The organism is Angelakisella massiliensis (assembly GCF_900104675.1).
Lineage (GTDB): Bacteria > Bacillota > Clostridia > Oscillospirales > Ruminococcaceae > Angelakisella > Angelakisella massiliensis.
The window spans coordinates 1,777,336-1,799,569 of the sequence record NZ_LT629945.1 but is presented as its reverse complement, the minus strand read 5'-3'; the positions used below and the strand labels follow the sequence as shown (position 1 = coordinate 1,799,569).

The 22,234-nt window shown below is 48.0% G+C and carries 21 protein-coding genes and 4 pseudogenes; 8 read left to right on the top strand and 17 right to left on the bottom strand.

Translation table 11 applies throughout. From position 1 onward, the window contains the following. Positions 1 to 73: 73 nt before the first annotated feature. The 15 genes and pseudogenes from tnpA to BQ5383_RS13880 all read right to left on the bottom strand — a co-directional run. Positions 74 to 502, bottom strand: a pseudogene (gene tnpA / locus BQ5383_RS13935) (IS200/IS605 family transposase); the annotation flags it as partial. Between the two features lie 579 nt (positions 503 to 1,081). Beyond that, on the bottom strand, positions 1,082 to 1,948 hold the full coding sequence (locus BQ5383_RS13930; RefSeq protein ID WP_001255868.1) for an aminoglycoside 6-adenylyltransferase AadE: 867 nt from the start codon (positions 1,946 to 1,948) through the stop codon (positions 1,082 to 1,084). Between the two features lie 156 nt (positions 1,949 to 2,104). Further along, positions 2,105 to 2,296 (bottom strand): aspartate/glutamate racemase family protein, encoded by a 192-nt coding sequence (locus tag BQ5383_RS21925; protein ID WP_370751961.1) that lies wholly within the window; start codon positions 2,294 to 2,296, stop codon positions 2,105 to 2,107. A 44-nt stretch (positions 2,297 to 2,340) separates the two neighbouring features. Further along, positions 2,341 to 3,207, bottom strand: coding sequence for a methyltransferase domain-containing protein (locus BQ5383_RS13920; RefSeq protein WP_007857419.1), 867 nt, complete (start codon positions 3,205 to 3,207; stop codon positions 2,341 to 2,343). Position 3,208: 1 nt separating this feature from the next. Then, positions 3,209 to 3,481 carry an antitoxin gene (locus BQ5383_RS13915; protein WP_000301765.1) on the bottom strand — a complete coding sequence of 91 codons (273 nt, stop codon included), beginning with the start codon at positions 3,479 to 3,481 and terminating at the stop codon, positions 3,209 to 3,211. A gap of 16 nt (positions 3,482 to 3,497) precedes the next feature. Beyond that, positions 3,498 to 3,707 carry a peptide-binding protein gene (locus BQ5383_RS13910; RefSeq protein ID WP_000527317.1) on the bottom strand — a complete coding sequence of 70 codons (210 nt, stop codon included), beginning with the start codon at positions 3,705 to 3,707 and terminating at the stop codon, positions 3,498 to 3,500. A gap of 155 nt (positions 3,708 to 3,862) precedes the next feature. Continuing rightward, positions 3,863 to 4,141: a topoisomerase C-terminal repeat-containing protein gene (locus tag BQ5383_RS21915; RefSeq protein WP_074118312.1), complete on the bottom strand. Its 279-nt coding sequence runs from the start codon at positions 4,139 to 4,141 to the stop codon at positions 3,863 to 3,865. A gap of 145 nt (positions 4,142 to 4,286) precedes the next feature. Then, positions 4,287 to 4,697 (bottom strand): annotated as a pseudogene (locus BQ5383_RS13905) (rRNA adenine N-6-methyltransferase family protein); the annotation flags it as partial. 98 nt (positions 4,698 to 4,795) lie between these two features. Then, positions 4,796 to 5,761 (bottom strand): IS5-like element ISBian1 family transposase, encoded by a 966-nt coding sequence (locus tag BQ5383_RS13900; RefSeq protein ID WP_083389760.1) that lies wholly within the window; start codon positions 5,759 to 5,761, stop codon positions 4,796 to 4,798. 61 nt (positions 5,762 to 5,822) lie between these two features. Continuing rightward, positions 5,823 to 6,083: pseudogene (locus BQ5383_RS20195) on the bottom strand (rRNA adenine N-6-methyltransferase family protein); the annotation flags it as partial. A gap of 99 nt (positions 6,084 to 6,182) precedes the next feature. Then, a complete protein-coding gene (locus BQ5383_RS13895; RefSeq protein ID WP_083389760.1) occupies positions 6,183 to 7,148 on the bottom strand; it encodes an IS5-like element ISBian1 family transposase in 966 nt (321 codons plus the stop codon). A gap of 54 nt (positions 7,149 to 7,202) precedes the next feature. Further along, a pseudogene (locus BQ5383_RS20835) lies at positions 7,203 to 7,298 on the bottom strand (rRNA adenine N-6-methyltransferase family protein); the annotation flags it as partial. A 35-nt stretch (positions 7,299 to 7,333) separates the two neighbouring features. Further along, positions 7,334 to 8,149, bottom strand: a complete 816-nt coding sequence (locus BQ5383_RS13890) for a class I SAM-dependent methyltransferase (protein ID WP_021416142.1) — start codon at positions 8,147 to 8,149, stop codon at positions 7,334 to 7,336. A gap of 96 nt (positions 8,150 to 8,245) precedes the next feature. Continuing rightward, the gene (locus BQ5383_RS13885) at positions 8,246 to 8,791 is read right to left on the bottom strand and encodes a P-loop nucleotide/nucleoside kinase family protein (RefSeq protein ID WP_007215980.1); all 546 of its coding nucleotides are present in this window, start codon (positions 8,789 to 8,791) and stop codon (positions 8,246 to 8,248) included. Between the two features lie 261 nt (positions 8,792 to 9,052). Next, positions 9,053 to 9,853 (bottom strand): helix-turn-helix domain-containing protein, encoded by an 801-nt coding sequence (locus BQ5383_RS13880; protein WP_007834095.1) that lies wholly within the window; start codon positions 9,851 to 9,853, stop codon positions 9,053 to 9,055. 470 nt (positions 9,854 to 10,323) lie between these two features. On the opposite strand from BQ5383_RS13880, the gene BQ5383_RS13870 reads away from it, so the two are divergent. The 5 genes from BQ5383_RS13870 to BQ5383_RS13850 all read left to right on the top strand — a co-directional run bounded on the left by BQ5383_RS13870 (position 10,324) and on the right by BQ5383_RS13850 (position 14,172). Beyond that, the gene (locus BQ5383_RS13870) at positions 10,324 to 10,737 is read left to right on the top strand and encodes a cysteine-rich VLP domain-containing protein (RefSeq protein WP_071432912.1); all 414 of its coding nucleotides are present in this window, start codon (positions 10,324 to 10,326) and stop codon (positions 10,735 to 10,737) included. 110 nt (positions 10,738 to 10,847) lie between these two features. Further along, positions 10,848 to 11,243 (top strand): replication initiator protein A, encoded by a 396-nt coding sequence (locus BQ5383_RS13865; RefSeq protein WP_007215984.1) that lies wholly within the window; start codon positions 10,848 to 10,850, stop codon positions 11,241 to 11,243. A gap of 183 nt (positions 11,244 to 11,426) precedes the next feature. After that, positions 11,427 to 12,371, top strand: coding sequence for a MobV family relaxase (mobV, locus tag BQ5383_RS13860; RefSeq protein ID WP_007215985.1), 945 nt, complete (start codon positions 11,427 to 11,429; stop codon positions 12,369 to 12,371). Beyond that, entirely contained in the window at positions 12,355 to 12,570 is a 216-nt protein-coding gene (locus tag BQ5383_RS13855; protein WP_007215986.1) for a hypothetical protein, read from the top strand. The genes mobV and BQ5383_RS13855 overlap by 17 nt, the downstream gene beginning before the upstream one ends. Positions 12,571 to 12,660: 90 nt before the next feature. Then, a complete protein-coding gene (locus BQ5383_RS13850) occupies positions 12,661 to 14,172 on the top strand; it encodes a recombinase family protein (protein WP_007215987.1) in 1,512 nt (503 codons plus the stop codon). Between the two features lie 295 nt (positions 14,173 to 14,467). On the opposite strand, the gene BQ5383_RS13845 is transcribed toward BQ5383_RS13850, so the two are convergent. After that, the gene (locus BQ5383_RS13845) at positions 14,468 to 15,781 is read right to left on the bottom strand and encodes an ABC transporter substrate-binding protein (RefSeq protein ID WP_139193437.1); all 1,314 of its coding nucleotides are present in this window, start codon (positions 15,779 to 15,781) and stop codon (positions 14,468 to 14,470) included. Positions 15,782 to 16,040: 259 nt separating this feature from the next. Between BQ5383_RS13845 and BQ5383_RS13840 the strand changes: the two genes are divergently transcribed. From BQ5383_RS13840 to BQ5383_RS13830, 3 genes are read left to right on the top strand one after another with little or no spacing between them, the layout of a single operon-like run. Then, positions 16,041 to 17,861: a cache domain-containing sensor histidine kinase gene (locus BQ5383_RS13840; RefSeq protein WP_071432908.1), complete on the top strand. Its 1,821-nt coding sequence runs from the start codon at positions 16,041 to 16,043 to the stop codon at positions 17,859 to 17,861. Beyond that, complete coding sequence (locus tag BQ5383_RS13835; RefSeq protein WP_071432906.1) at positions 17,858 to 19,396, top strand: response regulator transcription factor; 1,539 nt, start codon at positions 17,858 to 17,860, stop codon at positions 19,394 to 19,396. The genes BQ5383_RS13840 and BQ5383_RS13835 overlap by 4 nt, the downstream gene beginning before the upstream one ends. Beyond that, positions 19,396 to 20,400 carry a Gfo/Idh/MocA family protein gene (locus tag BQ5383_RS13830; RefSeq protein WP_071432905.1) on the top strand — a complete coding sequence of 335 codons (1,005 nt, stop codon included), beginning with the start codon at positions 19,396 to 19,398 and terminating at the stop codon, positions 20,398 to 20,400. Before BQ5383_RS13835 ends, BQ5383_RS13830 begins: the two co-directional genes overlap by 1 nt. A gap of 256 nt (positions 20,401 to 20,656) precedes the next feature. On the opposite strand, the gene BQ5383_RS13825 is transcribed toward BQ5383_RS13830, so the two are convergent. After that, the gene (locus tag BQ5383_RS13825) at positions 20,657 to 22,228 is read right to left on the bottom strand and encodes a hypothetical protein (RefSeq protein ID WP_172724637.1); all 1,572 of its coding nucleotides are present in this window, start codon (positions 22,226 to 22,228) and stop codon (positions 20,657 to 20,659) included. Positions 22,229 to 22,234 lie beyond the last annotated feature (6 nt).

The following is a 22,234-nucleotide window of genomic DNA, read 5'->3' as shown; positions in this document are numbered from 1 at the left end:
TTTCGGGCATAGCCCTAATACTACAGGCAACGCACAAGTGCGTTTTTTATTGGCCTGCCAGCCACGCATAGGATTACTTGCTACCCGTAAACGGGTCTCTGGGATCGTAAAGACTTATTTGATCACTTTCTCGATCCATCTTTAATTGGTTCTCGATATACTCTTTTATTGCTTTTGTATTCTTTCCTACTGTGTCCACGTAATATCCTTTGCACCAAAATTCACGGTTCCGATATGCAAACTTCATATTCCCAAACTTTTGAAATATCATTAAACTGCTTTTTCCCTTGAGGTATCCCATAAATCCCGATACACTCATTTTTGGGGGGATACTTAGAAGCAGATGGATGTGATCTGGACATACTTCTCCCTCTATAATCTCAACCCCCTTCCATTGACACAGTGTTCTGATGATATCTCTTATTGCTGCTCTTTTTTCGTTATAGAATACTTTTCTTCTATACTTTGGCGCAAATACCACATGATATTTACAATTCCACTTAGGTCAGTTTACAAGGAACTACACGCAGACCGTGAAACGGGCTGCTGACAACAAACGGCGGTATGCTCCCGGAGAGGGCAGCATACCGCCTGTTTTGTTGTCCGGGGTTTCCAAAGGGGTGCCCCCTTTGGCACACGACTTTGCTTGCAAAGTGTAGTGTGTTATACCTGCTGGCGTGGCTGACGGGGGAAACGGGGTGCGGTGCTTCTTGCGCCCCGTTTGCTCCGGCAGGAAAACAGGCTGAATTTTTGCGAATGGGAATGAGCAAAAAATCGGCCTGTTTTCAGAGAACGGCGGCAGGTATATGAAAGCCCCCGTCCCTCGTCCTACGCTCCGACTTGTGGACAAAGTGTCCCGAAGTTGTGGCCACACTCCCGGAAAAGTAGCAGGACAGCGGGCAACCGTCAAGGCTGAAATGAACGGGGTTACACCCGGCCTTGACCGCCGCCCGCCGCCCCGCTGGATGGGTGGACAAGGCGGCCAATCCCTCAAAGTGCTTGTCCGCGCTCTTTCTGATTTTGAGGTATTCAGTTTTTCAAAATTGAATAATCAAAATAAATTTTTTCGATTGAAAAAATTTTATTTGTTATCATCTTCAATGCCATATTTTTTCTTTTGCCGAATCACATAATTACTGATTTTTTCATCATATAGTGGATACTGGTAATCCAACTGGCATGCCACTTCTGACGAAACCTCCCGGAACAATGCCATACATTGTTCAAAGGATTCCCACATATGGGGATAGGAATCCATATTATAAGTGGACATAAGTCGTTCCCACAATTCCTCTGGGACATATTGCTTCATAAATTTATAGTTTTTTCCCAAACTGAAATGAAATCCCTGTTTGATACCAATCAGCCAGGAAATCATGCGAAGCAATTCTTTTCGTACTATATCATTCATATGGTCAATAGCAAAAAGAATTTCTTTGCGGCATAAGCCCTTTACTACATATGTTGTAGTATTCCAAAATTCATTACAGCAATCGTCAAACATTCTTTGAGTAGGCTTCTGCAAGTGGTAGTCTATATCCGTTGGTATTGGCGGCTTTACGATACGGTTGTCTTTATCCAACAGTAACTTTACCAGTTTATCCCATGTAAAATACTCGTCTATCAGTTCCAGCGGCAGCAAAGTTAAATCTATCTTAACATCATCAGTAAACAGCATTAAATATGAAAATCCCTTTTCTACAGCTGGAAATAATTCCATATCTTCCGGCTTTTGCAGAATCAACCTTTCACCAAATATATCTAGCCATTTATCATCACTTGTGAAGCTGTCCATATCCGTAACAAAAAAAGTAATATCAAAATCCTGAAAATCATCAGGCGGAATATTTGTATTTGTTCTAGATCCTTCCAAAGTAACCATGCGAATGCGTTTGTCTGTTTTTGCAAAATTCAAAACAATATCATAAACTTCCTTTTCTGATCTCATTTTTATCTCCTCCAATTATTGAAATAGGTGTGAAGCCATTTTAGGGCTTTCCCGCCTTGATTACCCTTTAGCAAAGACGGGCGGGGCTGTCAACGGCGGCGCATGAAATGCGCCGTTCATCTTGACCGTTGACTGGCTCGGCTGGCTTTGCTATTTTTATCGAATTGCATATTGGTAAATTGCATTGATATGTACTTGGGTTGTATTCACGATTGGCACATTAACATCTTCGGGCTTTATGGCAAGTGGCAGCTCCGTACAGGCGAGAATGAGTGCATCTACATTTTCTTTTTCAATGTATTTATTTGCCAGTGCAATCATTTTCTCTTTATCACTAGGAATTACTATGCCATTCTCTAAATTGGGGTATATCAGTTTTCCTAATAGAGATATTATTTTTTCGCTATCGCCTTTACAAGTAACATCATCGGGCGGCGAAGTTCATCTTCCATACCCGGAATATCCATCATCTCTTTAGGCGGTTCTGCTTCCTCTACAACTTTAAGCTCAAACCCATTGTTCAGCAATCCCATTATAATCTGTGTAAGTGTGTGATGTTGTTTTACTACATCACATCCTAAAAAATGTGTATTTCGTTCTCCTGTTATAAAGTAATTATCAATCGCCCAATATTGCGGTTTCCCATCATCTGTATAAATCCAATCCTGCCCAACTCCTGCGGTAAAAACAGGGTGTTCGATATTAAAAAGAAAAATTCCACCTGGTTTTAATGTCCTATACACTTTTTGAAATATTTCCACTATGTCCTCTATATAGTGCAGAGCTAAATTAGATATAACACAATCCCATTCATTTTCTGGATAGTCATATTCCTCTAATCCGCTAATACGATATTCAATTTGATTTCCTGAATTGCGCTTTTGGGCTTCCTCAATCATTTTCTTACTTAAATCGATCCCTAATATTTTTGTAGCTCCTTGTTCTTCTGCGAACTTGCAGTGCCAGCCATATCCGCACCCCAAGTCAAGAACAGATTTTCCTTCTAACGAAGGAAACAAAGGTTTTAATTGATGCCATTCACCAGCAGCTTTTAACCCCTCTTTATCAATGACAATAACATTCCCTTGTGTTTCTTCAAGAATTGCTGATCGCAAACTCGTTTTCCCTGACCCTGGTTGCCCACCAAGTAAAAAAGCGGTTGGCGATTCAACCGCTTTTTTTCCTTGAACCAATTCTTCTAAATTATCATTTAAGCGATTTTCAAATTGTTTGTCAGTAAAATTGACTATATTTGCCATATTAAGCCACTTTCTCTTTATTCAAAACTTGTTTTGAATAGCGATTCATTGACCGCCAATACTCATGAACGGCTTGTAATTCTTCTAAAGAATAATCAAAAAGATTTACACGTTTTGCAAGCTTTAATTGGTTTAATAAATTGACTTCCAATAATTGAGAGTCATTTTTATTTAATTCATGATTCAAAACATAGTTTAATACTCGATTATAAACGCTTGCCGATAATTCGTTAATGATCTCTATTTCAAATGTTTTTTCATAAGTAACTGCCATTTCATTTTCACTCCTTTTAAAGTTTGTCAGGTAAATATTTCCGAATATATTCTTCTAAGGCTTTATCCATAACTTCTTTTACGTTTCCGCCATTCTTTGCTGTTTCGATTTTTATAATATGGTGCAAGTCAGCACGAACACGAACCGTCTTATCCCCCATAATATCTTTTTTTGCACTGATTGGTGTATCATTTCGTTTTGCTTTTTGTGCGCCTAAATTTCCCACAACCACTCACTTCTTTCTATTTCTTCTTACTCTTATTTTATCATCAACAATCACAAATCACAAGTGATTTGTGATTAATCACTTGTGATTTGTGATTCTATTCTTTTTCGTTTTCTAATTGAATGATTCGCTCAAGCATTTCAAAAAATACGTTCTCATACATAGATAAAATCAATATATCCCTTTTCTCCGATTTTTACAACGGCATTGTAGGACTTTCTATCTTTCGTTTTGATTCCTTTTACCAGGGTTTCTTTTCCCTCTAGTAATTCTTTTACATTTGTTTTGGTGAGTTTTTTCTTTCTAAAATGTTCAGCTAAAGTGAAGGTACATTCAGGATAATTTGAACAACCATAAAACGATTTTTTTAATACAATATTGTTGCCACACTTAGGACATTTTCCTACAAGGGGTCCCGAGCGCTTAGTGGGAATTTGTACCCCTTATCGATACAAATTCCCCGTAGGCGCTAGGGACCTCTTTAGCTCCTTGGAAGCTGTCAGTAGTATACCTAATAATTTATCTACATTCCCTTTAGTAACGTGTAACTTTCCAAATTTACAAAAGCGACTCATAGAATTATTTCCTCCCGTTAAATAATAGATAACTATTAAAAATAGACAATACTTGCTCATAAGTAACGGTACTTAAATTGTTTACTTTGGCGTGTTTCATTGCTTGATGAAACTGATTTTTAGTAAACAGTTGACGATATTCTCGATTGACCCATTTTGAAACAAAGTACGTATATAGCTTCCAATATTTATCTGGAACATCTGTGGTATGGCGGGTAAGTTTTATTAAGACACTGTTTACTTTTGGTTTAGGATGAAAGCATTCCGCTGGCAGCTTAAGCAATTGCTGAATCGAGACTTGAGTGTGCAAGAGCAACCCTAGTGTTCGGTGAATATCCAAGGTACGCTTGTAGAATCCTTCTTCAACAATCAGATAGATGTCAGACGCATGGCTTTCAAAAACCACTTTTTTAAGGCAATACCGCATAAATGCCACAATCCGCATTATACAACAGGTGCCAAGTAAAAACTGTGGATAACCTCGGAAGTTTTTGTCCGCAAAGGCGCACTAACTCAAGCTGCCAGACAGGGTCTGTCAGCCAGAATCAGATTTGCTAACGCAAACATGATATTGAATTTGGCTTGCTGCTTTTCAAGCCCTCGGTATCGTGTTTTTCGAAAACGCAGCTGCTTCTTAACGACACCGAATACATGCTCTACTTTTGCCCGGACGGAAGATTTCGCCCGTTCCGCTTTCTTTGCTGCGTACTGTCCGCTTTTGCTCAGTTTCTTCATCTGCGATGGACGACGATTGATCTTGTACTTGATTTTCCGGCCAGCTTTGTTTCGGACTACGGCATCTTCGCGCTTACCTGCGCCGAGATAACCGCTGTCTCCATAGACTGTTTCTTCCTCTCCCGTCAACAATTTCGGCACTTCCGCAACGTCGTGGACATTTGCCGGTGTGGCTTCCACTGTGTGAACCAGTCCGCTGTCCTTGTCCACGCCGATATGTGCTTTGTACCCAAAGTGCCAGGTGTTGCCCTTCTTGACCTGATGGGCATCCGGATCCCGTTTCTTTTCCTTATTCTTGGTAGAAGAGGGGGCGGAAATGATGGTGGAATCTACAATGGTGCCCTTTTTCAGAATGAGGCCACGTTCCATGAGCGCAGCTACCACCTGAGCGAACAACTTTTCCTGCAGTCCGTTCTTGATCAGCAAGTTCCGGAACCGGCCAAGGGTATCCCCGTCCGGAACCTGGTTGCTGGAATCGACACCGCAGAACTCCGAAAATGCGCGGCTGTCGATGGCTTCTGCCACTGTGGCCTCATCACTCAGGTCATAGAGGTTTTGCAGCAGATACAGTCGGAGCATGATCTCCAGCGGATAGGGTTTGTTGCCGCGCTCTCCTTTGTAATAGCACGGCTGAATCATGGCAAGCCATTCCTTCCACGGGACAATCCGTTCAATCTGACTGAGAAATTCCTTTTTCTTCGTCCGCACCTGTGCCAATTCGTCACTGAATGCGGAAATCGTCATCTGTTTATCCATAGGTTTATTATATCACACTTGGCGGTATCTGGCACTTTTTTCTGTGCGGTATTGCCTTAATAATTTGTGTGCTTAAATGGTAAGGAATACTCCCAACAATTTTATACCTCTGTTTGTTAGGGAATTGAAACTGTAGAATATCTTGGTGAATTAAAGTGACACGAGTATTCAGTTTTAATTTTTCTGACGATAAGTTGAATAGATGACTGTCTAATTCAATAGACGTTACCTGTTTACTTATTTTAGCCAGTTTCGTCGTTAAATGCCCTTTACCTGTTCCAATTTCGTAAACGGTATCGGTTTCTTTTAGGGCAATACCGCATAAATGCCACAATCCGCATTATACAACAGGTGCCAAGTAAAAACTGTGGATAACCTCGGAAGTTTTTGTCCGCAAAGGCGCACTAACTCAAGCTGCCAGACAGGGTCTGTCAGCCAGAATCAGATTTGCTAACGCAAACATGATATTGAATTTGGCTTGCTGCTTTTCAAGCCCTCGGTATCGTGTTTTTCGAAAACGCAGCTGCTTCTTAACGACACCGAATACATGCTCTACTTTTGCCCGGACGGAAGATTTCGCCCGTTCCGCTTTCTTTGCTGCGTACTGTCCGCTTTTGCTCAGTTTCTTCATCTGCGATGGACGACGATTGATCTTGTACTTGATTTTCCGGCCAGCTTTGTTTCGGACTACGGCATCTTCGCGCTTACCTGCGCCGAGATAACCGCTGTCTCCATAGACTGTTTCTTCCTCTCCCGTCAACAATTTCGGCACTTCCGCAACGTCGTGGACATTTGCCGGTGTGGCTTCCACTGTGTGAACCAGTCCGCTGTCCTTGTCCACGCCGATATGTGCTTTGTACCCAAAGTGCCAGGTGTTGCCCTTCTTGACCTGATGGGCATCCGGATCCCGTTTCTTTTCCTTATTCTTGGTAGAAGAGGGGGCGGAAATGATGGTGGAATCTACAATGGTGCCCTTTTTCAGAATGAGGCCACGTTCCATGAGCGCAGCTACCACCTGAGCGAACAACTTTTCCTGCAGTCCGTTCTTGATCAGCAAGTTCCGGAACCGGCCAAGGGTATCCCCGTCCGGAACCTGGTTGCTGGAATCGACACCGCAGAACTCCGAAAATGCGCGGCTGTCGATGGCTTCTGCCACTGTGGCCTCATCACTCAGGTCATAGAGGTTTTGCAGCAGATACAGTCGGAGCATGATCTCCAGCGGATAGGGTTTGTTGCCGCGCTCTCCTTTGTAATAGCACGGCTGAATCATGGCAAGCCATTCCTTCCACGGGACAATCCGTTCAATCTGACTGAGAAATTCCTTTTTCTTCGTCCGCACCTGTGCCAATTCGTCACTGAATGCGGAAATCGTCATCTGTTTATCCATAGGTTTATTATATCACACTTGGCGGTATCTGGCACTTTTTTCTGTGCGGTATTGCCTTAAATTCAATTGTTTTATTATTTGGTTGAGTACTTTTTCACTCGTTAAAAAGTTTTGAGAATATTTTATATTTTTGTTCATGTAATCACTCCTTCTTAATTACAAATTTTTAGCATCTAATTTAACTTCAATAGACTAATAACAATGTTTGGTCTTGCTTCACTTTGTGCTTGTCGGAAGCCTAAATAGTAACTGCGTTTTGCTTCGTGTCCGTCTGGCAACCGCTCAAATTGTTCATCAAGTTCTGATACACCTTCTTCGTTATAGCGTGGATCAAATTCTTCTAAAAAGTCTGCTTCCTCTACAACTTTAAGCTCAAACCCATTGTTCAGCAATCCCATTATAATCTGTGTAAGTGTGTGATGTTGTTTTACTACATCACATCCTAAAAAATGTGTATTTCGTTCTCCTGTTATAAAGTAATTATCAATCGCCCAATATTGCGGTTTCCCATCATCTGTATAAATCCAATCCTGCCCAACTCCTGCGGTAAAAACAGGGTGTTCGATATTAAAAAGAAAAATTCCACCTGGTTTTAATGTCCTATACACTTTTTGAAATATTTCCACTATGTCCTCTATATAGTGCAGAGCTAAATTAGATATAACACAATCCCATTCATTTTCTGGATAGTCATATTCCTCTAATCCGCTAATACGATATTCAATTTGATTTCCTGAATTGCGCTTTTGGGCTTCCTCAATCATTTTCTTACTTAAATCGATCCCTAATATTTTTGTAGCTCCTTGTTCTTCTGCGAACTTGCAGTGCCAGCCATATCCGCACCCCAAGTCAAGAACAGATTTTCCTTCTAACGAAGGAAACAAAGGTTTTAATTGATGCCATTCACCAGCAGCTTTTAACCCCTCTTTACTGCGGGACATCTTTGCATATTCTTCAAAAAACTTCTCATTATCGTATTCATTATTCATAACCTTAACATCTCCTATTTTATCCTTCGGCACCGCCGCCTCCAGGCGGCTCCCCAACTTCATCTGCTCGATAAATGGGAATTGCACCAAAACAATCTAAGACAACAATGCTGCCCTACTTGCGATTTTTTCTTGTACTGCGGAAACAGTTTCTTGAATGGAATAATTGGTCGTATCTACAACATTCGATTCATATATTCCCAGATTGCAAAATTGCTCCCACATTGTTTCTACCAATTCGATATTTGTTTTTCGGTCTAACTTTGAGCGTTCAACAGCCCGCTTTAAGGTTTCTTCCTTACTTGCCCTTAAAATAATATAATGCACCTCATAATGTTCCCGAACAAGAGCTTTCCATGGCTCCAAAAACCATGGCCCGACAATCCCATCTACAATTACATCATATCCGCCACGAGCATATCGCTTTGCAGCTTCTAAAAAGGCTTCAATGACAACCAGATTTTGCTCGTTGGATTCTGGCAAATGTGGTGGTATTGCGCCTTTGCTTAAGTAATGAAAAAAGTCATCGGTGTGCATATGCACTGATTTATCCATATCTGATTCCTTTGCGACAATTGACGCAGTTGTTGTTTTTCCTGTCCCCGGTGAGCCTGTAATCACAATAATTCTTCCTTGATTCATCTATATTTTACCTCCACAAATTTTGATTTGTTGATAACTCATTATATCATAATTCTTTCGGTACGTCAGCACGAAAATAAGTATGTGGTTTTTCGTAAAGTGGTCTTGTCAAATAGAAGCGGGGAGCCGGCTGTGAAGTGGAGTCCCATGGTTCCCTTATAGTCATAAGTTCGTTCTTTTCATTCATTGTAAACAGTGCTTCTACATGAAGCTGCATATAGTACGAGTTGCTTTTTCCCATTTTCTAATATTCTCCTACATTTATTTCTCTGCCTGTTCAATCATTTTCTTTACTAACCGCTGAAACAGGTCGGCGGTTTCCTCGTCCATCGGCGCAAGCTGTCCAATCTGTCCGGCTATCATCGCCGTTACATCGTCAATGGAAAGCGGTTTTTGTTTCTGTTCCGCCAGTGCGTCCCGCATGGCTTGGAACATAGCGGCGGTCACAGCTTCTCCCGGCTGTTCCCCGTTGTCTATGTCTTTCTTAATGTCCCGCAGGATAGCCAGGAACACATTTTTGATTTTTTCAATCTCCGCTTCATGTTCCCCCATCTTTTGGGCGTTCAAAAGCTGTAAATCCTGCTTCGCTTCTGCCCGGTGTTCCGGGTGTTCTTTCATCAGGTCGGACAGGGAAGCCGTTGCCATCTCGATAAGCTGGTTTCTTGCTGTTATGCCCTTTGCCGCCGTATCCTGAAAATAAATCCGTATCAAATCTATCAGCTTGGGAAAATTCCTGTGTTCCAACAGACGGTTGAGGATTTGCACATCAACAGCACCCGTCACAAGCCCCCTCACGGCCCCCTCTGACAAGCCTAATTCAGAAATATCGTAACTTTTACGGACGCTCACGGTAGACAAGCCCAGTATGTAGTCTGTCGATACCTTAAATTCCTTTGCCACACCTATGAGAATATCACTGCTTACCGTTCTTGTTTCGCCGCTGACAATGCGGCTCAATTGGGAAGCGGAAACGCCTATCTTCTCCGCAAGTTCCTTTTGTGTGATGTGGTTCCCGTTGCATAAATCGGAAATCCGCTGTCCGGGTGTTCCGGGTAAAGCCATAGACACGCACCTCCTCCGCATACTTCCATTATACAAGATAATTGCAAAAATGCAATTTCCAAAGTGTAAACTTCATCAAAATGCAATTCTCGCAAAAAGCCGGGATTTGCATTTTTTTCGTGTAGACTTAGGGTAGTTCATCGATGGACAGCACCTTGAAAACAGAATGACCGTCCGAAAAGAGAATACCACGGCTGGGGAAGCACCGCCAGGAGCCGGACTTTTGGACACTTTGTCCAGAGGTCACTTCGGGACAAAACGTCCCGAAGCTGCGGGGAGCGTGCCAACGCCGGAATACGCCGCTATTGTCGGGGCCCCCGCAAAGCCGCATGGCTTTGTGGGGAGAGGAGGAGCAGCGGAGCGAGTGAGTTTTGCCGCTTGCGGCGAAACGAGCGATACGCAGCTTGCGACGACGAGGCAGGAAACCTTTTCGGGGAGAACGGCAATGGAAAGCAAAATGGAGGGAACGCATGAGAGATAACCCCTATAAAGACTTGCCGCCGCTGGAACGCAGGCCGGACGGTTCCCTTTACCGCATGACACCGGCGCAGAAGAAACAGGCGGCCAGCCTGATACGCCGGGAGTGCTGTTGCTGTGAGGACGGCAACTGCATTGTCCTTGACGATGGGGACGCCTGCACCTGCCCGCAGACGGTTTCTTTCTCGGTCTGCTGTAAGTGGTTCCGCTGGGCGGTCTTGCCGCTGGACGGGACGCTGAAAGCGGAGATTTTCCGGGATAAGGACATGAAACGCTGTGCGGTTTGCGGCGGCGTGTTCGTCCCCAAATCCAACCGGGCTAAATACTGCCCGGACTGCGCCGCCAGAGTTCACAGGCGGCAGAAAACAGAAAGTGAACGGAAAAGGAGGTCTTCTGTGGACAGTTAGGAGCGGAAAAGCCTTGATTTATAAGGCTTCGCAGGCCCCAAACCGGGGCAGGTGGTATAAAGTATCGCCCGCCCCGGAAAACGGGCTTCTAACCGTCCACAAAACACGATATGACAAACACGATTTACATTCACCAGCCGGAACAGGCGTTCAGCTTCACCCGGCTCCCGAATTTTCTCTTTGAAGCCCCTACATTCAAGCCCCTGTCCAACGAGGCAAAGGTGTTGTACGCCTTTATCCTGCGCCGGACAGAGTTATCCCGCAAGAATGGGTGGGCGGACGAGTACGGGCGGATTTACCTGTACTATCCCATCTGCGAGGTAGTTGACCTGCTCCGCTGTGGGCGGCAGAAAGCGGTAAATACCATGCGGGAACTGCAATATGCCGGACTGGTGGAGATCCAGAAGCAGGGCTGTGGAAAACCCAACCGCATTTTCCCAAAATCCTATGAAGCGGTTCCGAACACCGACTTCAAGAAATCCCGTTCTGGTACGCCGGAGGGCTGAAAACCGTACCCATGAAGTACGGAAATCACTCCTGAGAAGTACGAAAACCGGACGGTATATAGAAATACAAAGATTAAAAAGATTGATTTATATTCTATCCATTCCAATCCTATCCGAGCTATTTTCTGCGGGATTTTCCCTGTGGAAAACCCCGGATAGGAAAGGAATGGGGAAAGGAGCAGAATGGCACAGCACGCAATTTTGCGTTTTGAGAAGCACAAGGGCAACCCGGCAAGGCCGCTGGAAGCCCATCACGAACGGCAGAAAGACCAATACGCCAGCAACCCTGATATTGACACCAGCCGGAGCAAATACAACTTCCATATCGTCAAGCCGGAGGGACGCTATTACCACTTCATTCAGAGCCGGATTGAGCAGGCCGGGTGCCGAACCCGCAAGGACAGCACACGGTTTGTCGATACGCTGATAACCGCCAGCCCGGAGTTTTTCAAGGGGAAATCCCCAAAGGAGATACAGGCGTTTTTCCAGAGGGCGGCGGATTTCCTCACCCACCGGGTAGGGCGGGAAAATATCGTGTCGGCGGTGGTACACATGGACGAGAAAACGCCCCACCTGCATTTGACCTTTGTTCCGCTGACAAAGGACAACCGCCTGTGCGCTAAGGAGATTATCGGCAACCGGGCAAACCTGACGAAGTGGCAGGATGATTTTCACGCCTACATGGTGGAGAAATATCCCGACTTGGAGCGTGGGGAAAGCGCCAGCAAGACAGGCCGGAAGCATATCCCCACCCGGCTTTTCAAACAGGCGGTTTCCCTCTCCCGGCAGGCAAGAGCCATTGAAGCCACACTGGACGGCATTAACCCGCTGAACGCCGGAAAGAAAAAAGAGGAAGCCCTCTCCATGCTGAAAAAGTGGTTCCCGCAGATGGAGAATTTCTCCGGGCAGTTGAAAAAGTACAAGGTCACAATCAATGACCTGCTGGCAGAAAATGAGAAGCTGGAAGCACGAGCCAGAGCCAGCGAGAGCGGCAAAATCAAAGACCGCATGGAGCGGGCAAAGCTGGAAAGCGAACTGCACGATATGCAAAGGCTGGTTGACCGTATCCCGCCGGATATACTGGCGGAACTGAAACGGCAGCAGCGGCAGTATGGAAAGGAAAGGTGATTTTATAAGTAACAATATCAGATACAAAAAGGAAACAGAAGTCGTGACTTTTCAGGGAAAGGAAATCACGCTGGAAAACCTCTCCCCGGTGTTCACGCCGGAGCAGGAAGCGACCAAACGCCGGGAACTGGAGCAGCAGCTTTATGAGGTGTTCCGCAAATATGCCGATAAGCGGCAGAAAGAGGAAGCCGGGGCATAAATCCCGAAGCCATCGTTGATTTGCGGGGCTGCTGGCGGTATAATAGAACTGTCAGCAGCTCCGTTTCTTTTTAAGAAAAGGAGCGACAAAATGAATAACAGGATAGACGCGATCTATGCAAGGCAATCGGTAGACAAAAAGGACAGCATTTCCATTGAAAGCCAGATTGAGTTTTGCAAATACGAATTGAAAGGCGGGAACTGTAAGGAATACACAGACAAAGGGTACAGCGGCAAGAACACAGACCGCCCGAAGTTTCAGGAACTGGTGCGGGATATTAAGCGGGGCTTGATTGCAAAGGTCATTGTTTACAAACTTGACCGTATCAGCCGTTCCATTCTGGACTTTGCCAACATGATGGAACTGTTCCAGCAGTACGATGTGGAGTTTGTGTCCTCTACGGAGAAGTTTGATACCTCCACCCCGATGGGGCGGGCTATGCTGAATATCTGTATCGTGTTCGCCCAGCTTGAACGGGAAACGATACAGAAGCGGGTGACAGACGCTTACTACTCCCGCAGTCAGCGGGGCTTCAAGATGGGCGGGAAAGCCCCTTACGGCTTCCACACCGAGCCTATCAAAATGGACGGTATCAACACAAAGAAGCTGGTGGTAAACCCGGACGAAGCGGCCAATATCCGGCTGATATTTGAGATGTACGCCCAGCCCACAACCTCTTACGGGGACATTACCCGGTACTTTGCCGAACAGGGGATTTTGTTCTACGGCAAGGAACTGATACGCCCCACACTGGCGCAGATGTTACGCAATCCCGTCTATGTGCAGGCGGACTTGGATGTGTACGAATTTTTCAAAAGCCAGGGTACGGTTATCGTCAATGACGCCGCCGACTTTACGGGGACAAACGGCTGTTATCTGTATCAGGGGCGGGATGTGAAGCCCAGCAAGAAAAACGACTTGAAAGACCAAATGCTGGTGCTGGCTCCCCATGAGGGCATTGTTCCGGCGGATATATGGCTGGCTTGCCGCAAGAAGCTGATGAACAACATGAAAATCCAGTCCGCCCGAAAAGCCACCCACACATGGCTGGCGGGGAAAATCAAGTGCGGGAACTGCGGATATGCGCTTATGAGTATCTTCAATCCGTCCGGCAGGCAATATCTCCGCTGTACGAAACGGCTGGACAATAAAAGCTGTCCGGGCTGTGGGAAAATCATCACTTCCGAACTGGAAGCGGTGGTTTACCAGCAGATGGTGAAGAAGCTGGAAAAGCACAAGACGCTGACGGGCAGGAAGAAAGCGGCAAAGGCCAATCCCAAAATCGCCGCCCTGCAAGTAGAGCTTCTCCATGTGGACAGCGAGATTGAAAAGCTGGTGGACAGTCTGACGGGCGCGAACAATGTCCTGCTCTCCTATGTGAATGTGAAGATAGCGGAACTGGACGGGCGCAAGCAGGAACTTGTGAAGCAGATAGCCGAGCTGACGGTGGAAACCATCAGCCCGGGACAGGTCAACCAGATTTCCGGCTACCTCGACACATGGGACGATGTATCCTTTGACGACAAGCGGCGGGTGGTGGATTTGATGATTACCACCGTTGCCGCCACAAGCGACAGCTTGAACATTACATGGAAAATCTGACGGGCGGTAATCCTCCCGTCAGACCGTTACCCTGTGTAGTCCCTTGTAAACTGTACTTTCGTATGTGCTAGACTGTTTGTGACGTTATTTTGCTCTGGCATTTTAATGTCCTCCTAATGTGTTTTTCAGCGTAACTGGCAGGTCACGTTTTTACTTTAACACATTAGGAGTTTTTTTATCTTTTTCACCGCTTAAGCTCTTTTGAACCACGCGACTATCGCGTGGTTTTCTTTACACAACAAGGACGCCCGACAACGGTGCCGGGCGTCCCGAAAATCCCATGGCCAATCGCTGTTTATTCCCAACCGGGAAGTTTACGGGAGGTTGCCAGCTCTGCGAATTTCGCATCCCAGTTCTGCAGCACTTCCTCCGATGTCTGCCCGCCAGCGAGCATATCAATGGTCAGGGTGGTCAGATAGCCGCATTCCACCGCACAGGTGATGGCCATCTCTTCAATAGGCATCTCGCCCTTTTCCATGTAGTTGGTCATATATTCCTCGATCCAGTAGGGCAGCTCGTTGGTGCACTCGGTAAAGGGAGGAATATAGTTCCAGTCCGCACAGATCTTGGTCATGTTCTCAGGCTGAGCCACAAAGTCGATGAACTTCAGGGCCTCTTCCACATTCTTGGAATCCTTGAATACATGGAAACCGGAATACTGACCGGAGGCGAATTTAGGATCTTCTTTGAAGGGGAAGGGATACATGCTGAATTTAGCGTCGGGATATTTGCTGGTGCACTCATTGATAAACCAGGAACCCTGGAGGGTCATGGCAGCCTGTCCCTCGGAAATCATCTGCTGACCCATATCGTAGGTGCAGGCCAGGAAGTCATCATTGACATAGCCCTTGGCAACCAGCTCATTGAGGACATCCAGAGCATCCTTGAAGCCCTGTACCTCAGAGAATTTCATCTTGCCGGTGTTCAGGTCATCCCATCCATTCTCCACACCGTACATGACGTTGGGGAACATGGTAACAGTCCACATACCGATGGTCCAGTCATCCTTACCAGTAAGTACAATGGGGGTGACACCGTTGGATTTAAGTGTTTCGCAGGCGGCAAGGAATTCCTCATAGGTGGTGGGGATCTCAATGCCGTATTGCTCGTAAACATCGGTGTTATAGATCATACCGAAGGGATCGCCGGAACCGTTGATGGGCAGAACATAAGCGCCGCCGTCAATGAGGATCTGATCCTTGTTGATGAGCTTGGGATACCACTCACGATCCTTCATGTCCACAAAGGTATCCGCCATGCTGACGGATTTGGCCAGGGACTGATAGTTGTCCATCACAATCTCGGGCACTTCCTTGGAGGCGATCTTGGATTTAAGCAGCTGACTGAACTCGTTGTCAGGGATGACCTGATAATCGATGGTCACGCCAGGGTTCTGAGCCTCATACTCCTCCGCCAGAGCTTCCATGGAAGGCTTGTTCCAGGTCTGGTTGATCATAATGGAAATGGATACGTCTTTCTTCGCCTCCTCCGCGGAGCTGTCGCTGCCGCTCTGTCCGCTCTGGGCGTCAGACGCCCCGCAGGAAGCGGAAAGAATCATCAGCATCATAGATAGTGTCAGCGCAAGAAGCCTCTTCATGTTCCGTTTCATAAGCAATAACCTCTTCTCCTTTCCAGTCTATTGGGGCTTTTCCCAATGGCATCATTATAAAGGAAGCTTTCTCAGAAGCAAATGGACTGTTTTTCGAAAAAAAGTAGATATTTTTAGAATGTTGTACATAATAAATATCTGGCTATTTTATTTTTTGTGATAATCGCTGCTATTTTTTCTATTTTTTATCTTTCTATTTCATCCGTCTCCCGTAAATGTTATAATATTACTATCTTTTTTGTCTCCGGAAGGTGAAGCCATGCTCAGGAAAAATAATCTCCGCACAAAACTGATTTTCTCCTACGCCGCCATTATATTGGTTTCCTTTTTTGTCATTACCCTGTTTTTTTACTTCTATGTGCAGCAGTCGGTTCGGGGCAGCATGAAGGAGAACATTGTGGAGGTGGCAAACAGCGTCAGCAACCAGCTTGACAGTGAAATTGCCAATCTGGACCGTATTGCTCTGGGCATGCTGGGAAACAAGGATTTTACGGACGCTCTCACCTCTCTGAACAACCGCCCCGCTCACCACTCTTCACTTTCACTGGAGGAATATGAATTTCAAAACCTGGTGGACAGGCTGATCTTCACACTGAACACACCCGTATTTATTTCCCCCATGGTATCCGTCTTTCAGCCTGAAAAAGGCTATTTCTTCGGTTGGAGCATCGATGGCCTGGATCAGCCGCGGATCGGAGAGGTTTTAGAGAACATCCCCTGGCAGGAACCGGTACGGCAGCAGGCTGGAGCCAGGGTCATCCTTCCTCCCCGCCAAAATGAGTGGTCCAGGCAGGAGGATCTGGTTTTTTCCGTGGCCCGGGCAGTGATGACCAGTACAGGACAATACCTGGGAACATTGGAAGTGCAGCAGAATTTTTCCAATATTGAGGATATCTGTGCTCCTGTGGGAGACGCCAGATATACTGTCGTTACAGATGAAAAAGGGGCTGTCATCTATCCGCTGGAAAGTGAGGAGGTCCAGGCTGTGATTGAAAAGGTCCAATCTCTCAGCCAGCCTCAGGGTAATCTGTTTCTTGGCGGCACCACCTATTTTTACTCCTCCACAACATCAGAATACAGCGGATGGAAAACCACTGTTCTGTGGCCCCAGGAAGAAATTTATCACAGTACCGCCCTGCTGTTCCAGTTCATCCTTTACGCGCTGGTCGTAATTTTGGTGCTGTCCCTGACAGCGGTGACCATCATTTCCCAAAACCTGACCACACCTTTGCGCAAACTGCGGCAATCCATCGAGGCTACTGACGCGGACCGGCTGGATCTGTCCCTGGAACTGGAAAATAATGATGATGAAATCCAACTGCTGCAGCAGGCCTTTGAGGGAATGCTGGCCAGAATCGACCTGTCCATTCAGCAGCGTACCCAAATGCAGGAAGAAGAAACAAAGGCCAGACTTCTTGCCCTGCAGTCACAGATGAATCCCCATTTTCTGTACAATACCCTCAACACCATTGCCGCCCTGGCTGATGAAAAGGAACAGCCGGAAATCGAGCAAAGCTGCCGCTATCTGGTGGATATGCTGCGGTATGTGGTGGATTACGACAATCCCCTGGTCACTCTGGAACAGGAAATAGACCATACACAAAAATATCTGGTACTGATGCAGACCCGGTATGAAAGCAATCTCTCCTTTTCCATTGAGGTCTCGGGAAATCCCGCTTCTGTTATGGTGCCAAGGCTGATTTTGCAGCCGTTGGTGGAAAATTGCTACAAACATGGGCTGTGCGCTGTCTGTCCTCCCTGGGAAATTCTCGTGGAAATCAGTATCGCCAGCCAGTGGATCACCATACGGGTCATGGACAACGGCTGCGGTTTCTCCCCGCAAATACTGGAACAGCTGCGCCGGCGTATTTCCACCTTTTCAGCAGATGGGCAGATGCTGGCTCAATTGAAAGAATCACGTCCTGATAATGTCGGCCTGCTCAACACCTATTCCCGTTTATACTTGAGATACAGGGGCAGAATCCGCATGGAGCTTGCAAACCGCCTGCCCCGGGGGTCTGTTGTGACAATCATTTTGCCGGCGGAAAGCAATCCCGCACCTCAGGAGGAAGTGTTATGATCTATCGGATTATCATTGTGGAGGATGAGCCTCCGTCCATGCGCCGCATTGAGCGGTGTATCCAACAAAGCGGAATCAAAAACATCGCTGTGGTGGGAAAAGCTGCCAACGGTGTGGAAGCTTTGGAACTGATTGAAAAAACGAACCCCCACATCATTCTTTCCGATGTTCGTATGCCGGTGATGGATGGTTTTGCGCTGGTGGAAAAGGTGCGCCTGCAATATCCCCAGATCCGCATAGCCATGCTCAGCGGGTATCAGGATTTTGACTATGTGCGCAAGGCCCTTCAATATCAGTTGACCGACTATCTGCTCAAGCCTTTGAATCCCGAGGATCTGAAAGCTGTGCTGTGCAAAATGATCCTCTCTCTGATTCAGTCCTCTCATCAGGCAGTGGAACGGTATTTGAAAGAATGTATCGCCCACCATACTTCTTCCTGCCCGCTGCCGGAGGAACTGAAGTACTATCATGTTTTTCTGTTCAATCAGGGCTTTTTCTACAATTCTTCTTTTCCTTATCAGCTGATACATTCCATAGAAAAGGAACGCTGTCTTCTGCCCGGCGCGATAACAACCCAAGCTGACGATCATTGGTGTTTGGGCTGCGGAGCCCCTAACCAGATGCTATATGTGTTGGCCTTCGCCGGAGAGAATCCCTTCATTCCGGAAAATGCCGCTCAACTGCTGGGAGAAAATGCGCTGCGCCAGCAAGTGACAATTGCAGGATATTTGTGCGCACCTTCCACACACTTGGGAGAAGCGGTCAACAGCTGCCGCCGGTGGATGGAAGCCGCCGTGATCCCACAGCGGGGACAATTTCTGGATGCTTCCCTGCCCTTGTCCCGGCTCTCCTCCCCAGTGCTTACCAAAGGGGATGAAAAGAATCTTTTTGACGCTTTGGACCAGGGGGATGTATCCCGTTTTTCCAGAACTCTTTCTGCCATTATGCATCAGCAGCTTCCCCAGAACTGCACACAGCAAGCCGCCTGCGGACTGATGGATTCGGTGCTGCTGTCACTGAAAACCTATCTGTTCGGCTTGTCTGATGACAGGATTCAAAATTTGGACCTGATGCTGCGGGAACTGCTGCTGTCCTGTCCGCCGGAAGCCCTGCGGGAAGAATTTGTGCGCCGGCTGCGGCACTTCCTCATTTCCTGCGACTGTCTGGCCCCTGCCAGCTCCTCGGTGGATCAGGCCGTCCAGCAAATCTCCCGCTATCTGCTGGAACACTACCGGGAACCGGTGGAGCTGCAAAATCTCGCCTGCTCCTTCGGCATCTCCCCCACCTATCTGAGCACATTGTTCAAAAAGCAGTACGGCATGACGCCGATGAAATATCTGCTGAACATCCGGGTGGAACGGGCCAAGGAACTGATCCGCTCCCAACCGGATATCCCGCTGCATGAGGTGGCACAGCTGGTGGGATATGACGATCCCCATTATTTCTCCCGGATTTTCCGCAACACCACCGGCCTGGCTCCATCGGAGTTCCGTTCCGCCGCCCCCAATGCCGATCCCTCAAAGGAGGATGTGTGATGATTCGTATTGCCTTCTGCGGCATGGGTTCCATCGCCCGTGGCCGCCATCTGCCGGAACTGCTGGCAGAAAAGGATGCCGCTTTTCAGGGATACTATGTTCCAAGCCCCCTGAAGTGCGGGGATGAATTGCCCCCCACGGCTGTCTCTTACTCTTCTTTTGACCATATGCTCCAGGATCCTGCGGTGGACGCTGTGGTCATCACCTCCCCCAACACCTTTCACGCTTCCCAAAGCATCGCCGCCATGAAAGCGGGAAAGGATGTGCTGTGCGAAAAGCCCATGGCTATTTCCATGGAGGAAGGGCGGGAAATGCTGCGTACCGCCAAGGAGACCGGGCAGGTGCTGATGATTGCTCACAATCTGGTGCTGGAACCGGCCTTTTCCCTCGCCAAAAAGTATCTGACCGATGGCAGTCTGGGACGGGTGCTGTTCTTCCAGGGGCTTATCGCCTGTGAGGGGCCGGAGGGCCAGGATCAGCCTTTTCCGGAAAAGCTTTGGTTCTTTCAGAAAGAAAAAGCGGGAGGGGGCGCCAGTCTGGATCTGGCGGTCCACGGCGCCCATGCCATCTCATGGCTGTTGGAGGAACCGCTGACGCCTGTTTCCCATCTGGCGGCGGCTTTGGATAAAAAGACCTCTCTGGGTGCGCCTATTGAGGTGGAGGATACCTGTCTGGGGCTTTTCCGCACCCCTTCCGGCATCATCGGCACACTGGGGGCGTCCTGGTGCTGTCAGGAGGGTTGGCGCTCCCCCATCACCCTTTACTGCCAAAAGGGTGTGCTCCATCTGTACCCCAACCCAGACACGGCGCTGGAAATCCGCTATGCTGACGGCAGCGTTTTCACCCAGCCTTCCATTCCCAAAAGCCTTTGGCCCCATGGCTCCGGCGTGATGCACGCCTTTGTGGAGGCGGTGGTCCAGCGGACTGATCCTCAATACACCGCACAGCCCGCTTTGGACGCGTTGGAAGCCGCTCTCTCCCTGACCGGAAGCCGGGAGGGATAACTACGGATTTTTCTCAGGTCTCCATTTTAAGAAAAATTCCCTTTCCCTGTCGCCGGGAGTAAAAACTGCCGCAAAAAAGGACCGGAACACCGGAAAACCTTGGTTTCAATCAAGGTCTCCCGGTATCCCGGTCCTTTTATTTCATGCTTTTAAGGGGATGGGCAAAGAGAAAGCAGTTTTCATAAGGGCAAAAATCCCGGATAAACCCAGGCTTTCATTCTTCTGCCCGACAGTTTTCCCCGCCCGTTTCCGGCTGTTATTCTTCCCCGCCGGTCAGCCGCTCAAGGCTCTTTTTCAGCAGCTGTTCCATTACTTCCAGCTTGCAGTCATTCCGGCTCATCAGAGAGATTTCCGGTTTCAGAAGCTTCATCAGCTCCGCCGCCTCCCCAGCAGGGTCCAAAGCAGCAGTCTCCTTGCGTTTGAGCAGCCGTTCTCCTTTTGCCAGACGCACCGGCACAGGGGCCACGCCCCCAAAGATCAGCCGCAGGTCCAAAATCCTTCCCCCGGACAGGAAGAAGGCATAGCAAAGGGTGATCTCCCCCTGACCCAGACATCCGCTGAGAAAATCTCCACTCATGGGCACTTCCAGACTGATCAGGCGCTCCCCTTGCTGGAACTGCTTCCATGGCTGGATCTGAGCAAAATAATCCTGCGCCCGGATGGTCCGCTTGTCCGTTTGAATGGCGGTTTCCAGCATCAGCAGGGCGGCTGCGGCGCTGCTGGCGCTCACTCCCTGACAGCTGCAATTGAGACAGCGGGAAGCCTCCTTTAATGCCCGCTCCTCGCCGCCGTCCTCCGGTGTATTGGTCCAGTCCTCTGGCGGCAGAGTGATCCCATACCGGTCAAAGGTACAGAAATCACTTCCCGGTTCCAGGAAGGATTTCAGGCCGTAGGAAAGGTTCACCTTTCGGGCCTCCTCCACCCCCAGGGCGATTTCCCGCAGCAGACCGTCCAGGTTCTTCTCCCCCGGCAGTTCCAGGCAAAGGGTCTGATGGAAGGAATACTTTCCGGCCGCTTCTTCCATGGCCACGTCCTCAAAAAGAACCCCCATATACCGCAGATTGTCCAGATACCGCCCCAAAGGCTTCGCCATGGCGTCAGCCACGGGATGACCGTAAGGGGCCAGAAGTTCTTCCGGGGCGGCGCTGCCGAAAAAGACCACATGGTTACCCATCCGCCGCAGGTAGTAGGCGGCTGACAGCCCCGCTATGGTGGGCCGCTCCATGGCGATCCACTTTCCGCTGTCCCCCGAGGGCTGAATGAAGAAAATTTCCGGATGGCTGCTGATGGTCTCCCCCAGCCAGTGAATCACCTGATGGGCTGCCACTCCGGCTCCTTCCCCACGCCGGACACAGTTGGCCCCGCATCTGCCGCAGACAAGGCAGACGGTTTGCGCCATGGGCAGATATTTCATCAGGGTGCGGCGGGCCTCCAGCAGGGAGCCTTCCCGCATCAGCTGCATGATGCCGGGGATATCCACTCCGATGGGGCAGGCGGACATACAGGAAATATTTCCCACCCGTTTACCACCCATCACCGAATGGCGGCTGTTTTCTCCCTGTACGGCGGGGCAAAGGCTCCCTCCCTCTTTCAAACAGGCCTTTTCCTGTCCGCAGCAGGAACAAAGGACATCCTTTTGCAGCAGACTTTCCACCGTCTCGTCCCCGGTCACAACACCTGCTTCCAGGTCCAAAGCCAATCCCTCCGCCACCGCTCTGGCCTCCCGGGCCAGCAGAGAGGAGCAGAGCAGTTCATTTATCGTCACACCGGCATCCAGCCGGAGAATATCTTCCAGTTCCGTAATTCCTTTTGTGGGCTTGCACATCATCGTCAT